We start from the raw sequence: 14738 nt of genomic DNA, 5'->3' as shown, positions 1-14738 counted from the left end.
GCAAGATACCAGAAGAAACAGGGATCAATAATCAGGGGCAACAAACAGGGCGTGATAAACCACGCCCTTTTATCGCACACGATAAACACCCAGCCATTAATTCTTAGCCGGAACCAGATACGAAATATCCGCCACTTCCAAAAACAATCCACGCAATTGCTGTAGCAACGCCAGGCGATTTTGTTGCAGCGCCGGGTCATCACTCATCACCATTACACTGTCAAAAAACGCATCGACTGGTTGTTGCAAGTCAGCAAGTGCGGCGAGTGCTTTGGTGTATTCGCGTTTGGCAAATAAAGGCGTTACCAATTCCGCTTTGGCGCTAATAGCGCTGGCGAGATGTTTTTCAGCCTCTTCCTGCAACAAATTAGCGTGAACTACCGCATTGGTTGATGCATTTTGTTTGGCGAGGATATTGGATACGCGCTTGTTGGCAGCAGCCAAGGCTTGCGCTTGCGGCAATTTGCTGAATTCATTGACTGCGAGTACGCGCTGGTTGATATCCAATGGTTGCGATAATTGTTTTGCAGTAACGGATTGGAAAACTTCTGCCGGAATATTTGCATCTTCAAACATCGCGCGGAAACGGTCGAGCATATAGCCGAGCACTTGCTCTACCAGTTCATCGCCAACAGTTAAATTTTTGTGCTGTGCTTTGGCGAACGTGAGTAACTCGCGCAAATCGAGCGTGAGCTTTTTTTCCACCAGCAAACGCAATACCGCGATACTTGCACGACGCAATGCGAACGGATCTTTTGAACCAGTTGGTTGTTGGCCGATACCGAAAATACCGCTGATGGTATCAATGCGATCTGCCAGTGCGATGATTGTACCGGTAGTCGTTGCCGGTAATTGGTCACCGGCAAAACGTGGCATATATTGCTCGTTCATCGCGGCGGCAACTTCTGCGTTTTCACCATCGTTCAGTGCGTAGTAGAAGCCTGCAATACCTTGCATATCGTCGAACTCACCGACCATATTGGTCACGAGATCCGATTTACACAACTCACCCGCGCGGATAGCTGACTTTTCGTCAGCATTTAATTTGCCCGCAATAAATTGCGCGAGCTTGGCAACGCGTTCGGTTTTCTCAAAGATGGTGCCGAGCTGCGCCTGGAACACAATAGTTTTTAACCGTTCACGCAATGCAGCGAGCGTGGTTTTTTTATCGGTTTCAAAAAAGAAGGCAGCATCGGAAAGACGGGGGCGAATAACGCGCTCGTTACCGTCGATAATTTGCGATGCGTCTTTGCTGTGGATATTTGCTACCGTGATGAAATTATTTTTCAATTTGCCGTTGGCATCCACCACGTGGAAATATTTCTGGTGTTCTTTCATGGAAGCAATCAATGCTTCGGAGGGAACAGCGAGGAAGCGTTCTTCAAATTTACCGGTCAATGCTACCGGCCATTCAACCAGCGCGGTTACTTCATCCAGAAGTGATGCATCAATTACCGCAACACCGCCGACTTTTTTTGCTTCGGCTTCAACCTGCTCTTTAATAATTGCGCTGCGCTCGGCGAAATCGGCCACCACATAACCGATGTTTTTCAACACAGTGGCGTAGTCGCTGGCCCGGGCTAATTCGATAGCATTGTTGTAATGAAAACGGTGGCCGCGGCTGGTGCGACCAGCCGTTAATCCAAGCACAGATGCATTAACGACATCGCTGCCAAACAACATCACCAGCCAATGGACCGGGCGTACAAATTCTTCGCGCTTTGCGCCCCACTTCATGCGTTTTGCAATCGGCAATTTTGCCAGCGCATCGGCTACAACGGCTTCAAGTAAATCAACGGTTTTTTTGCCGGTAGTGCTAATGCGTGCAACCAGTTTTTCTGCTTTGCCATCGCTTTCGGCTTTTAATTCGCTCGGGGCGATACCATTTTTTTCGGCGAACGCGAGTGCCGCTTTGGTGGGCTGGCCTTCTTTATCAAACGCAATTGCGGCGGGCGGGCCCCACACAACCAATTCTTTGGAGGGTGTTTCACTCGCGAGATTCTCCACCAACACCGCTAAACGGCGCGGGGCCGCAAACGGTTTGATGGCAGTAAATGCTAATTCTTCGGCTTTCAAATTCGCTTCGATGGTTTCTGCGAAAGATGCCATCAAATTTTTTAACGCTTTGGGTGGTAACTCTTCCGTTCCCAACTCAACAAGAAAATCAGCAGACATTATTTTTCCTCCGCAGCAGCGCTAAGCAATTCATTTCTTAAAGCTTCCGGCGCAAGGGGGAAGCCAAGGGCTTTGCGGCTGTCGTAATAGGCTTGTGCAACGGCGCGCGATAAAGTGCGCACGCGCAAAATAAAACGCTGACGCTCGGTAACCGAAATTGCGTGGCGCGCGTCGAGCAAGTTAAACGCGTGCGAGGCTTTCATCACCATTTCATACGCGGGCAGTGGCAGATTTTTTTCCATCAAGCGCTGGCTTTCTTTTTCGTAGAAATCGAAATTGCTGAACAAAAATGCAGTGTCGGCTTCTTCAAAGTTGTAAGTGGATTGTTCCACTTCGTTTTGATGGAATACATCGCCGTAAGTGACTTTGTCGCCATTTGGGTTGATGGTCCATACCAGGTCAAAGATCGAATCCACACCTTGCAGGTACATGGCAATACGCTCGATACCGTAAGTAATTTCGCCGGTCACCGGGAAACACTCCAGGCCGCCAACTTGTTGGAAGTAAGTGAACTGCGTTACTTCCATGCCGTTCAACCAGACTTCCCAACCCAAACCCCAGGCGCCCAATGTTGGCGATTCCCAGTTATCTTCCACGAAGCGGATATCGTGCACGTTAGTGTCGATGCCCATTTCGCGCAGCGAGCCGAGATACAAATCCTGGATGTTTTCCGGGGAAGGCTTCATTGCCACCTGGAATTGATAGTAATGCTGCAAGCGATTGGGGTTTTCACCGTAGCGGCCGTCTTTCGGGCGGCGGCAAGGTTGCACGTAGGCGGTGTTCCAGGTTTCCGGGCCGATAGCGCGCAGGAAGGTTGCGGGGTGGAAAGTACCGGCGCCGACTTCGAGGTCGAGCGGTTGCAAAATCACGCAGCCTTGGCGCGCCCAGTAATCTTGCAGGGCGAGGATCAAACCCTGGAAGGTGCTTACGTCATATTGTTTTGAGTTAGACACGGTAAAAATGGCTCCGCATTCGGATTAGGGAACAAGTTTTTGCAATACAGGTAGATTGCAAGCAGAAAAATGCGGCGATTATAGCCATCTTGCCCGGCCAATGGCAGCGCTTGGTCAAGTTCTGTAAAAATTCAGGTGCCATTGGAACAATTTCGCGCTTGCTATGACCAACAGCCGCTCGTCGGCAATTCAATCGTGTTATCGCGTATAACAAGACAAAAAATCTACCAAAGGAAAACCCTATGGATAACCAACAAAAATTTTCCCCACTCACCATCGGCCTGCACTGGATTATTGCGCTGACGATTATCGCCCTGACCGGTATTGGTTTTTATATGTCGTGGTATGAGGTGTATCCGTTGTACGACTGGCATAAATCCTTCGGCGTGGTGATCTTCCTGTTGGTGTTAGTTCGGGTGTGGTGGCGACTTAAAAATGGTTGGCCGACGCCGGTGCGCGAGTATCCCGCGCTGGAACATCGCCTGGCGCAAGTGACTCATTGGGTTTTGATCGTGGGGACGGTGTTGATGCCGGTTTCCGGCATGATGTATTCCGGTTTGGGTGGCTATGGCGTTAAGGTTTTTGGCTGGATATTGATCCCGGGCAACCACAATGCAGACGGTGAGGTGGAACCTTTCCACGCGGGGTTATCGCAATTAGGCGCGTTCACCCATGAGTGGCTGGGTTATGTATTGGCGGCGGCAATTATCCTGCATATCGTCGGTGCACTTAAGCACCATCTGCTCGATAAAGACCGTACCTTACTACGCATGATTGGTCGCTAAATAAACTAAATTCAGATGCCATTCAGGTTCAAAGCGGGTTCCAGTAAACCAACCGTAAACAGCGAGTAAATAACGCGTAAAAGCCGCCATATTCGAGTGTTAATTGTTGAACCAGAGGCCTATTTTTTTAATCACAGGGTTAACGAAGAGACGGCAACAACAGTGGAGCGCTGCAATCTCTTCCTTATTACGTTGATTGGAGTGGGCTCATTATGAAAAATTTGAACGTGTTTGCGTTAGCTGAAAATGATCATTTGGTACAACCCGAAGAATTCGAAGATATCCAGGGCAGCACTTCCGCCCTGGCAATCCTCACCGATTTCCGCAGCCATAAACCCCATATGGTGGACAGTCACCTGGAAGCGTCTGAAGCGCTGGAGTTGATGCTGGCTGAAGATGTTTCAATTAAGTTGGTCGTGGATGATCAAAAAGAATTTATTGGTGTGATTAGCCGCGATGATCTTTCTGATCACAGTATGTTGTTAAAACAAATGGCGTTGCGCATTAAACGCGATGAATTGCTGGTGCGCGATTTAATGCACAGCCGCAGCAGCATTAATGCGATTGACTACCACCAATTCAAACGCGCTACGGTTGCCGATGTGGTTTCCACGCTGAAGAAAACCCACCAGGAATACCTGCTGGTGGTGGATACTGATGCACACCATATCCGCGGCATAGTGTCATCGCGCGATATTTCCCGTCGCTTGCACACGCCGGTGGAAATTGAAAAAGAATTAACGTTTATTGATATTTTCACTGCGGTGCGAGTGTTTTGATTAATACGTGAATCTGCAAAATAAAACGGGCCGCAGTTGCGGCCCGTTTTATTTTGGGGCAGTGACGGTTGTTCGCGCTTGCAAGGAGTAACCTGCGTTTTGCCACAAGAGCGCAGAAAACAGAAAATAAAAATTCATCCCCAACGCAAAATGCCATTCGATTATATTTTCCCACGTGTCCTTGGCTGTACCGCTTAACAATGCGTTGCAAAATACGCTGGCCAAGCCCAAAAAAAGTAACCCGATGGAAAGGCGCGTTTTATATTTTATCCAGCGCGAATTGATCGGTATTCGTAATATCAACTGCCGTAAGAAAAGCATTTGCGCCAACACGGTAAAGGAAAAATAAATCGTCACGCCGTAGCGACGCAGCAGCTGGTAAAAACTACCATCACTGCCTAGAAAGTTGGCGTAGAGCACTAAAAAAATAGCGCCGGTAATGCCGATGATATTGAGCGTGCAGGTTGCGCTTTTGGGAGCTGCATAGAGCGTTAAAAACCGGCTGGCATGCAACCAGTAATTGGCGAGCAGGGCGGCATTAAAAGTCATCACGGCGCGGAACAAAAACAGCGCATCGCTGGAGCGCGCTGCCTTGCTGATCGACGTGCAACCACTCCAGTACGGCAGGCACCAATCGATAGCACCGGCCACGCTGCTCCACAACCAGGCCCCGTGTACTACCAACAGTGGCAACAGGAATACTAACCAGGTGTTGTGGACGGGTTGCACAGTGTTGCCTCCAAATGGCACTACTCTGAAGAAACTTACTCTAAACCCCTTGCCGGCTAAAGGCGACCTGGAAGCGTTTAGTTGCGTGGCAAATTCCGGTAAGCTGCGCGCACTTTTTTGAGTGAGTCATCCAACCCATGAAAAACCATCTGGCCCCCTTGCTGGTTAAAGCCATGGCCCGTCTACCGCTGGGATTGTTGCGCCGTATCGGCAGCCTCGCGGGGCGTATTGTGTGGTGGATGAATGACCGCTCGGCCAAGGTGACGCGCACCAATATCGCCCTGTGTTTTCCCGAATTATCGCCCGCCGAACAAACCCGCCTTGCCCAACAAAGCCTGCAGGAAACTGCCAAAACGGCGATGGAAGCCGGGGCGATCTGGCGCAATTCCTGGGAATGGCTGGATCGCCGGATTGTCACCAAAGAAGGCGATGATCTGCTGCGCGCCAAATTGGCTGAAGGTAAAGGCGTGCTGGTGCTGGCGCCGCACCACGGTAATTGGGAAGTGGTTGCGCCCTACCTGGCGAGTGTGGCCAACCTTACGGCGATGTACCAGCCGCTGGAAAATCCCAAAATGGATGAACTGGTGCTGGCGGGGCGCAGTAAGTTGAACATCACTATGGCGCCCACCAATCGCAAGGGCGTGATGATGTTGTTCAAAGCCTTGCAGGGCGGAACTATTGTGGGGATTTTGCCGGACCAGGTGCCGGCGCGCGATGCCGGCGGTGAGGTCGCTCCCTTTATGGGCCAGCCGGCATTGACGATGACGCTGGTCCACGGGTTGATCCAGCGCACCGGCTGCGCGGTGTGTTCCTGTTATGCCGAGCGGGTGCCGGGCGGATTCAAAATAGTGGTGCTGGAGGCTGATCCCGATATCTACAGTGCGGACCAACACACCTCGGTTACCGGCCTGAATGCCAGCGTTGCTGCCTGTGTGCGTCGTGCACCCGCACAGTATCAATGGGAGTACAAACGCTTCCGCCGGTTGCCGCCTGAATACGCAAAAGTCTATGTTTCCCGTTAAAAGCCAAGTGGATTTACCTAAGGGGGCGTGTGTTTAACCGGCCCTAGCAGCTACAATTAGCCCACTCGAATTTTTATAACCATTTTCACCCTCGTGATATTGCCGGTTGTTGTGATGAAACTAAAAACCCATTTTCCTTGTGGCCGTACTTTGTATCGTTTCGGCCTGCTTACCCTGGCATTGGCATCGCTCAATGCATGTACCAGCCAAAAACTGCAGCAGCAAAACCAGGCCAATCTGGCCAGTGCACAAGAATGTATTGCGGCACACCAGGCCCACAGTGCCGAACATGGCCAGCAGCAGACCCAAATCCTCGCCCAATTGCAGCAGCTTCAAAGCCAGTTGGACTTGCAGCAAAAAGCCCTGGAAGCCAGGCCCCAGGTAGTTGAGCGGTTGATCCCCAAAGCCGATTGTCCGGCCCCGGTAGACAATGGTGCTAAAAAAGCCAATGCCAAAGACCAGGGCCAGACGGACAAACAAATCGTCGGTTTACGCGAGCAGACATTAATTGCCGGTTTGAATGTGGTGATGAATGCCCGTATCAATACCAATGTCGCCAACTCGGTGATTGATGCCCGTAATATCCAAATGTTCGAGCGCAACGGCGAAGAGTGGGTGCGCTTTACCATTTTCAATCCGGATACCAAGGAGCCCCATGTGCTTGAACGCAAGCGCCTGCGTTTCCAGACCGTTCAGACTTCCAACCCGACGCCGGATCGCCGGCCGGTAGTGGAAATCCGCTTTACCATCGGCAAGCTGAACCAGCGCGGTGAATTTATCCTCGCGGACCGCAGTACCTCTGAATATCCCATCCTGATTGGCCGCAACCTGTTGCGCGATGTGATGCTGGTGGATGTTAGCGGCAATAACCTCGCCCCGCTCCAGCGCAGCGATGCTTCCAGCTCAGCCGCGGCCAAAAACTAGGCCTTGCTTCTACTATCTGTGATTAACAAGTAGAGCCGGTCCATGCACCGGCTTTGCCAGGAACAAATCCCATGAAAAAACCCTCCCGTGCCCCGTTTTACACTGTCATTGGCATGCTGGCCCTGATCGGTTTGGTTACCGCCTGGATGCGCCATGTGCAGATGGAAATCCCCTTTACCCCCGGTGTGCAAAAACCGGTATGGCTGATTGAAGCGCGGATCGATTTTGACGCGACCGGTGAACCGGTCACTGCGCGCCTGGGCTTGCCGGATAACCCGCCCGGCTATCGCAGCTTCAGCGAGCAAGCCGCAGCACCCGGTTATGGTTATTCGGTGGTAGCGGAAAACGGCGTGCGCCGGGGCGAGTGGTCCAAGCGCGAGGCGATTGGCCCGCAGACTATCTATTACAAGACCCAGTTTATTGATGTAGATGATGAAGCTGCCCACGATATTCCCACCGGGCAACCTACACCCGCCCATGTCGATTGGGATGGCTCCTCACAGGAAACCGCCGCCCAACAAGTACTGGATACCGCCTGGAGCAAATCCAGCAGCCCGCAAAGCCTGACGCGGGAACTGATCAAATTGCTCAACAGCGATAACCTCGACCAGAACGCGGCGCTGTTGTTATCCGCCCAAACTGATCGTTCGGCGCTGGTGGAAAAACTGATCAACCAGGCCGGCATCCCGGCGCGCCCTGCCCTCGGTCTTTACCTGGAAGATGCCCGTCGCCACCAGAACCTGACCCGGCTGGTCCAGGTATACGACGGCCACGAGTGGGTGCTGTTTAACCCGACCACCGGCGAGCAAGGCGTGCCGGAAAACCTGTTGTTATGGCATACCGGTGGCGAATCGATCCTGGATGTGGCGGGTGGCAACCGCTCGCGCGTGAGTTTCTCGATGATCCACCAAACCGTGCCGGCGCTGGACCTGATCAAAGCGCAATTCAAGGAAAGCGCGTTCAGTGTGCTGAGCATCCAGCATTTGCCGATTGAAGAACAAAGTATGTTCAAGCTGCTGCTATTGCTGCCTATCGGCGCCCTGGTGGTGGTGTTTATGCGCATTATTATCGGCCTGAAAACTTCCGGTACATTTATGCCGATCCTGATCGCCATGGCGTTTTTGCAAACGTCGCTGGTGTTGGGGGTGGTGAGCTTTGTCACGGTAGTGGCGATGGGACTGGTGTTGCGTACCTATTTATCGCGCTTGAACCTGTTGTTGATCTCGCGGATTGCGACGCTGGTGGTGCTGGTGATTTTCATTATTTCCGCGCTCAGCCTGATCGGTTACCAGATGGGCTTTAACACCGGCATGACCATCACTTTCTTCCCGATGATCATCATCGCCTGGACCATTGAGCGCATGTCCATCCTTTGGGAAGAAGAAGGCCCCAAGGAGGTCATGGTACAGGGCGGTGGCAGCTTGCTGGTTGCGGTACTGGCGTATACCTTGATGCAATTCCCGCTGGTGGGGCACCTCACGTTCAACTTCCCCGAGCTGAACCTGGTGGCGCTGGCGCTGATCATGTTGATGGGTCAATACACCGGCTACAAACTTTCCGAACTGCGCCGTTTCCGCGCCATGGTGGATAACCAGAATAGCCAGGAGCGCAAAGGAGCTGAGTCATGAGTGAATCAGCTCCGGCGTCTACACCGGCAACTGCTCCGGTGACCAAGCCAGCGCTGGCGGCACCCGCAGGCATCAAGCGCTGGTGGAATTCCTGGGTCAGCCCCTGGCGTTTGAAGCGCATGGGCATACTGGGAATGAACTGCCGCAACCACGATTTTATCGCGGCGTACAACCCGCGCAGCCTGTTCCCGCTGGTGGATAACAAACTCAAGACCAAGTTGCTGGCGGAAGAATACGAAGTCGCCACGCCCAAGCTGTTTTTTGTGGTCAACTCCCAGCACGAGATTTCCCACATCGAAGACAAGTTGATGGCGCTGGAAGCCTTTGCGGTGAAGCCGGCCAAAGGCTCGGGCGGCAAGGGTATCCTGGTAATCATCGGTCGCCGCGGGGACAAGTTCATCAAATCCTCGGGTGTGGAAATCAGCATTGAAGATATTCGCCGCCACATGAGTAACGCCCTCGCGGGCCTCTATTCCCTGGGCGGTAAACCCGATGTGGTGATCGTGGAGGACCTGATCCAGTTCGACGACTACTTCAAGGATTATTCCTACGAAGGCGTGCCGGATATCCGCATCATTATTTTTAAAGGTTATCCGGTGATGGCGATGTTGCGCCTCGCCACCCACAAGTCCGACGGCAAAGCCAACCTGCACCAGGGCGCGGTGGGGGTGGGGCTGGATATTGCCACCGGGCGTGCGCTCAACGCCGTACAACATTCCAAACCGGTTACCCATCACCCCGATACCAAACGCGCGCTCAATGAGATCGAAATCGCCCACTGGCGCAATTGGTTGTTGCTTGCCGCGCGTTGTTATGAAATGACGGGCCTGGGTTATATCGGTACCGATCTGGTATTGGATAAAGTACGCGGTGCGCAATTGCTGGAACTCAACGCCCGGCCCGGCCTGGCAATCCAGGTCGCCAATGGCCGTGGCCTGTTGCCACGTTTGCGCCATATCGAATCGCTGAAAGAGCGCATGCATCGCACGGCCGAGCAGCGTGTGGATTACGTGATGAAAACATTCACGGCAGATGGGTTGTAACTTTTTATTTTTTAATCAACGGCGAGCATCGCCATACAGTTGGAGCATTATTTATGTCGACATCAGCTATTGTTGGGCCAGGTCTGTTAATGGGTACGTTTGCACTTATCATCCTGATTGGCTTTGCACTCTCGGTCATTGAGGGTCGCCTGGCGGCTTCGCGTGAACATTGAGATAAGTTTGCTGCACGCGGCAATGAAATGAAAAAACCGGGCCAGCGTGCCCGGTTTTTTTTCGATCGATATTTTGGTAGTGCGGTAAGAATACTAATAACGTCACATTATTTTAATTTCTCCCGTTTATCCAATCGATGATAAAGGCGCAGTAAGAGGCGTCAAACATCACCAGAGTCCGGCGGTCAAAGTAATGTGTCTGAAAATGAGGAGACATTACCATGTTAGTTTCCGGTGTAATTGCGAGTACGTTACTGATTGGTGCCTTCACGGTATTGCTGGTGGTGGGCGCTGCGTTAACCCTGGTTGACCATCAACGTGAACCTTCCCGCTTTTTGCAATAGAGCCTGCGTGGTTCCAGTGAAAGTAAGATTTAACGTGGCTTAGTGGTGTGATGGTCGTTCGGCCTAATTGCGAAAGTGAGTAAGTTCGGCATTTTGGGTGTCCTTTAATTACGTAATCTGGATTGCTAAATACACCCAGGGTGAAGGATGTTTAAATTTCTCAGCGATCTGGCCCCCAAGGTCATTGCACTATCCGACCGCTTTCCGTGGGCGATCCCGCTCTTTGGATTCGGTTCGGGCGTAGCCAGTTTTCTATTGGTTGAGCGCAAGCAGGAATTGGCACAAATACTCGCGGCATTAATTCTGGCGAGTTGGTGCTGGTTATTGATGGAAAAAAGCATGCATCGACTGGTATTTCGATGGTTCGGTTTCCAGTTGCCGCAACCGCTCTTTGCGTATGCGACCCAGCTCGTCCATCAGGAAAGCCTGTTCTTCGTGATCCCGTTCTTTTTTATTACGACAGCGTGGAACAGCGGCCAGGCAATTTATACAGGTTTGTTGATGATCGCTGCGGTCATTTCTATTGTTGATCCCATTTACTTTCGCGGTTTGGTGCCGCGCCGCAGTTGGTATTTCACGTTTCATGGCCTTACGTTATTTGCCATTCTGTTAACGGCATTGCCGATTATTTTTCATTTGCCCACTGCCAAAAGTTATTACTGGGCGTTGGCTATTGCGTTGCTGGTGACCCTGGCCGCAGTCGCCAGCGAGTCCCAATGGCGATGGTGGAAGCGCGGACTGTTGGTCTTAATCCTGGCGGGAGTCTTGGGTGCGGCGGGATTATGGGCGCGGCCATGGATTCCTCCGGCAACCTTGTGGTTGACCGAGGTTGCTATTACCCATTCCATCGACGACGCCAACCGCGCACCGGAAAATCACCTCAAAACATTAAGCCAGGCAGATTTACGTAAAGGCCTCTATGCGTACACCGCGATCCATGCACCGCGCGGTTTAAACGAACGTATCTACCACGTCTGGCTATTGAATGGAAAATTGGTGGATAAGGTCGCGCTGGACATTAACGGCGGCCGCGAAGCCGGTTATCGCGCCTGGAGCCATAAAGTGAATTTCCCCGAGAATGCCCTCGGCCGCTGGCAAATCCATGTGGTGACAGAAGCTAACCAGTTAATCGGTATTTTGCGTTTTACGGTGGTCGCCGGCGCCGCAAGTGACAATGTAGCGGACTCACCGGAAAGCACCCCATCAGCAACATCTTCATCGGTACCCGTTACGCCGGACGCGGCGATAAAAACACCGCTGATGAATTTGATTGAATAATTATTTCCAGCGATGACGTGGGCAATGCACGCGCTGTAGAGAGACAAGAATAGGTTTACACAGTTTTTTCTTTGTTTGCGCCAGATCAAATGCTGTAAAAAATTGCTTGATCGATATCAAAAAATACCTGCCCGCAAAGGCGCAACCTACTCCTGAGGGCGCTGATAACCAGCGCGATTCCAGATGGAGAAATCACTATGTTAGTTTCAGGTATTGTTGGTACTGGTGCTTTGGTGGCGGTTTTGATTTTATTGTTTATCGGCGGTGTGGCGTTAGCCGTAGTGGATAAAAAAGCGGACGCGCACCGCGAGCATTAATTAGCGCCGGATGTGCGCCGCCCGATAAAAAAGCCAGGCATCGCTGCCTGGCAACTCGTGGAGAGTGAAACGCTCGGGAGTGAAAAAATCCGTGGATTAAAACCGGAAACTGCTACGCAAGTAGTAATAAGTTCCATCCACCGAATAGGGCGCAAAAGTCGGGTAGACCGATGCATTGGTTGCACCGCGTGTAATAGGGATAGTTTCCCCGGGGTGTTTATCAAACAGATTATTGGCGCCCAGGGTGAGCGAGAAGGCATCGTTAAAATCGTAGCCCAAGGCGATATCCGTTAGCGTCGCGGGTGAAATGGTATTTAGCGTAAACGGCGCGAGTCCGGTGCCGGCGTCGGATGATAATTGTGAACTTTCGCCGTAACGCGTCAGGCGCAATAAAGCATTAAAGTTGCCCAGGTAATAATTCGCGCTGAGCGAGATTTTATGTTCCGGCGTGCTGTCTTCCAATCCCGAAATAATAACCGGTGTAATCAATAAACCACCGCCCAATTGCAGCGATGCATTTTTGATATGCGTGACTTCCGTTTTAATGCGCGTGCCGGTCAGGTTCCAGCGGATTTGCCCGTAGGCTTCCAGGTCAGTGCTCCAGTCCAGCACCAGATCCACCCCTTTGGTTTGGGTATCCACGCCGTTGGTAAAAAACGCGAGGTTGGCGGAACTGCCCTGGAAAAAAATACCGTTGCTGGCGATTGCATCGCGCACCGCCGGGCCATTTAAATTGCCGGTATTAATAATTCGCTCGTCGATATCAATCTGGAATACATCAATCGATGCGAAAACTTTTTCCAGCGGTTCAAACACCAAACCGAGGCTAATATTTTCAGACTCCTCCGGCTTCAAACGTGGCGCACCTAACAATTTTGCAGCAGGTGAATTAACGGCTAACTGGATATTGGAAACGGTGGGCGTTACGTTAGTCGCAGAAAAATTTTGTTCGGCGAGCGTGGGTGCGCGAAAGCCGGTGCTGGCCGTCGCACGCAATGCGAAGCGCGGATTGAAATCGTAACGGGTCGCCAGTTTACCGATGGCGGTATCGCCGGCATCGCTGTAATGCTCCGCGCGCGTCGCCAACGACACTTGCCATTCCGGCGTAAAGCGCGTGCCCAGTTCGGTGTACACCGCAACAATATCGCGCTCCACATCGCGCGCGTCGGTGAACTGGTAACCGGGGAATGCCTGTGAGCCAGCTTTGTAACGCGAGGCTGCATCGCCCGCTTCGAGTTGGTAGGTTTCATGGCGATATTCGGTTCCGCCGGCCAGATTCAGCGGCGCGGGCAGGAAATCCAGCGCAACCGGTTTGCTTAAATCCAGGTTGGTGGTCCACTGGCTATTGTTGAACGTGCCGTTGTAAAAATCCCTGGGCGTGCTGCCGGTATCGGCAAGCAGATTCAGGTTGGCGGAATTCTTCACCAGCACATCGGCTTCATCGGCGCCATAGGTGGTGCTCAAATCCCAATGGCCATCGCCGAGGAATTGACCTTCAATGCCGGTGGTGAGCGCATAGTCGGTCTCATCGATACCAATAGTGGGAATATAGCCCTTGGGGTAAATCGCCGGCGCCGAGTTGTAGCGGCGGAAATTCTGCTGCGCTACCGCCTCGCGTTGGCCAGCGGTGCCGAATGCATAGAGTTCAAGATCATCACCTATTTTGGTGCCCGCATTAAAACCCAGGGTAAACAATTCATACGCCGGTTCGCCGGCGATGCGGTTTACCCAACCGGGGCTGGGAATATTCGCGGCTTGAATGGTGGGATGCTGGCCGGAATTATTGGTGTGGTCCTTATCGGTCCACTCCAGGCTCAGGTTGAGGTAACCCTCATCACCCACACTGAAACCATTGTTCACGGCGACATGGCGATTTTCGCCCTTGTCTTCGCGCTGCGGGTTGATATCGCTCGAGCCATAAGTGCCGTAATCAATATTCAACACGCCGTTTTCTTTATCGGATTTAAGGATCACGTTGATCACGCCGGCGATTGCATCGGTGCCGTATTGCGCGGCCGCGCCATCTTTTAACACTTCGATGCGTTCAATTGCCGTTACCGGAATTTGCGCAAGGTCCACACCCGTAGCGCCGGCAAAGGTCGCAGAAGCGTTGACGATGGCGGTCTGGTGGCGGCGTTTGCCATTAATTAATACCAATGTCTGGTTCGGCCCCAATTGGCGGATTTGCGCTTGCCGGGTCAGGTTACCCACGTCGCCACTGCGCGCTGGTACATAAAACGAAGGCTCCAGCTTGCTCAAGCTATCGATCAAATTCACCTGGCCGGTGGCTTTTAATGTTTCAGCAGAAATCACCTCAACCGGTGAGCTGCTTTCACGCGCGCTGGTGCCGCGTTCGCGGGTGCCGGTAACGATTAATGTTTCCACGTCCGCACCACCGCGCCCATCGGCCGGCGCCAGTAATTCCTGGGCGCTTGCCAACGATATATTGCTTAACAGCAATGCACTAATGAACAGTGACAAGCGATTTTTTTCAGGCAAAAAAAGAGCGTGCACAAGTAACTCCTTGCGATAAATGGCTTACGCCAATGTGGTCAGGGGATTTGTCGGGTCAGTCGCCGCAATCAAGC

The 14738-nt window shown here is 52.2% G+C and carries 12 protein-coding genes; 8 read left to right on the top strand and 4 right to left on the bottom strand.

Translation table 11 applies throughout. The annotated features are described in order from the left end of the window. Positions 1-96 precede the first annotated feature (96 nt). Both glyS and glyQ read right to left on the bottom strand, forming a co-directional pair. Positions 97-2175 (bottom strand): glycine--tRNA ligase subunit beta, encoded by a 2079-nt coding sequence (glyS, locus tag A596_RS14635; protein WP_039916056.1) that lies wholly within the window; start codon positions 2173-2175, stop codon positions 97-99. After that, positions 2175-3128 carry a glycine--tRNA ligase subunit alpha gene (glyQ, locus tag A596_RS14630; RefSeq protein ID WP_039916053.1) on the bottom strand — a complete coding sequence of 318 codons (954 nt, stop codon included), beginning with the start codon at positions 3126-3128 and terminating at the stop codon, positions 2175-2177. The genes glyS and glyQ overlap by 1 nt, the downstream gene beginning before the upstream one ends. Positions 3129-3370: 242 nt before the next feature. Here glyQ and A596_RS14625 point away from each other — a divergent pair, with 242 nt between their 5' ends. Together A596_RS14625 and A596_RS14620 are read left to right on the top strand one after the other, a co-directional pair. Next, complete coding sequence (locus A596_RS14625) at positions 3371-3913, top strand: cytochrome b (protein ID WP_039916051.1); 543 nt, start codon at positions 3371-3373, stop codon at positions 3911-3913. Positions 3914-4125: 212 nt separating this feature from the next. Then, entirely contained in the window at positions 4126-4692 is a 567-nt protein-coding gene (locus A596_RS14620) for a CBS domain-containing protein (RefSeq protein ID WP_039916048.1), read from the top strand. Between the two features lie 48 nt (positions 4693-4740). On the opposite strand, the gene A596_RS14615 is transcribed toward A596_RS14620, so the two are convergent. Continuing rightward, positions 4741-5421, bottom strand: coding sequence for a hypothetical protein (locus A596_RS14615; RefSeq protein ID WP_039916046.1), 681 nt, complete (start codon positions 5419-5421; stop codon positions 4741-4743). A 137-nt stretch (positions 5422-5558) separates the two neighbouring features. Between A596_RS14615 and A596_RS14610 the strand changes: the two genes are divergently transcribed. From A596_RS14610 to A596_RS14590, 6 genes are all read left to right on the top strand, one after another. After that, positions 5559-6443: a lysophospholipid acyltransferase family protein gene (locus A596_RS14610; RefSeq protein ID WP_039916045.1), complete on the top strand. Its 885-nt coding sequence runs from the start codon at positions 5559-5561 to the stop codon at positions 6441-6443. A 114-nt stretch (positions 6444-6557) separates the two neighbouring features. Next, the gene (locus A596_RS14605) at positions 6558-7367 is read left to right on the top strand and encodes an ATP-dependent zinc protease family protein (RefSeq protein ID WP_039916043.1); all 810 of its coding nucleotides are present in this window, start codon (positions 6558-6560) and stop codon (positions 7365-7367) included. A 71-nt stretch (positions 7368-7438) separates the two neighbouring features. Further along, positions 7439-8995 (top strand): inactive transglutaminase family protein, encoded by a 1557-nt coding sequence (locus A596_RS14600; protein WP_039916042.1) that lies wholly within the window; start codon positions 7439-7441, stop codon positions 8993-8995. Then, positions 8992-10038: an alpha-L-glutamate ligase-like protein gene (locus tag A596_RS14595; protein ID WP_084128386.1), complete on the top strand. Its 1047-nt coding sequence runs from the start codon at positions 8992-8994 to the stop codon at positions 10036-10038. Before A596_RS14600 ends, A596_RS14595 begins: the two co-directional genes overlap by 4 nt. A gap of 394 nt (positions 10039-10432) precedes the next feature. Next, positions 10433-10555: a hypothetical protein gene (locus A596_RS23755; protein ID WP_268745692.1), complete on the top strand. Its 123-nt coding sequence runs from the start codon at positions 10433-10435 to the stop codon at positions 10553-10555. 147 nt (positions 10556-10702) lie between these two features. After that, the gene (locus A596_RS14590) at positions 10703-11833 is read left to right on the top strand and encodes a DUF5924 family protein (protein ID WP_084128384.1); all 1131 of its coding nucleotides are present in this window, start codon (positions 10703-10705) and stop codon (positions 11831-11833) included. A gap of 413 nt (positions 11834-12246) precedes the next feature. Here the strand turns inward: A596_RS14590 and A596_RS14585 are convergent, their stop codons facing one another. Next, positions 12247-14664 (bottom strand): TonB-dependent receptor plug domain-containing protein, encoded by a 2418-nt coding sequence (locus tag A596_RS14585; protein WP_052417538.1) that lies wholly within the window; start codon positions 14662-14664, stop codon positions 12247-12249. Positions 14665-14738: the final 74 nt, after the last annotated feature.

Source organism: Cellvibrio mixtus subsp. mixtus J3-8 (genome assembly GCF_000766945.1).
Lineage (GTDB): Bacteria > Pseudomonadota > Gammaproteobacteria > Pseudomonadales > Cellvibrionaceae > Cellvibrio > Cellvibrio mixtus_A.
This window is presented reverse-complemented; position numbering and strand designations above follow the sequence as displayed.

Excerpts from the sequence above, each read along its gene's own strand:
- glyS (WP_039916056.1), bottom strand. The coding sequence starts at position 2,175 with ATGTCTGCTGATTTTCTTGTTGAGTTGGGAACGGAAGAGTTACCACCC.
- A596_RS14625 (WP_039916051.1), top strand. The coding sequence starts at position 3,371 with ATGGATAACCAACAAAAATTTTCCCCACTCACCATCGGCCTGCACTGG.
- A596_RS14620 (WP_039916048.1), top strand. The coding sequence starts at position 4,126 with ATGAAAAATTTGAACGTGTTTGCGTTAGCTGAAAATGATCATTTGGTA.
- A596_RS14610 (WP_039916045.1), top strand. The coding sequence starts at position 5,559 with ATGAAAAACCATCTGGCCCCCTTGCTGGTTAAAGCCATGGCCCGTCTA.
- A596_RS14605 (WP_039916043.1), top strand. The coding sequence starts at position 6,558 with ATGAAACTAAAAACCCATTTTCCTTGTGGCCGTACTTTGTATCGTTTC.
- A596_RS14600 (WP_039916042.1), top strand. The coding sequence starts at position 7,439 with ATGAAAAAACCCTCCCGTGCCCCGTTTTACACTGTCATTGGCATGCTG.
- A596_RS14595 (WP_084128386.1), top strand. The coding sequence starts at position 8,992 with ATGAGTGAATCAGCTCCGGCGTCTACACCGGCAACTGCTCCGGTGACC.
- A596_RS23755 (WP_268745692.1), top strand. The coding sequence starts at position 10,433 with ATGTTAGTTTCCGGTGTAATTGCGAGTACGTTACTGATTGGTGCCTTC.
- A596_RS14590 (WP_084128384.1), top strand. The coding sequence starts at position 10,703 with ATGTTTAAATTTCTCAGCGATCTGGCCCCCAAGGTCATTGCACTATCC.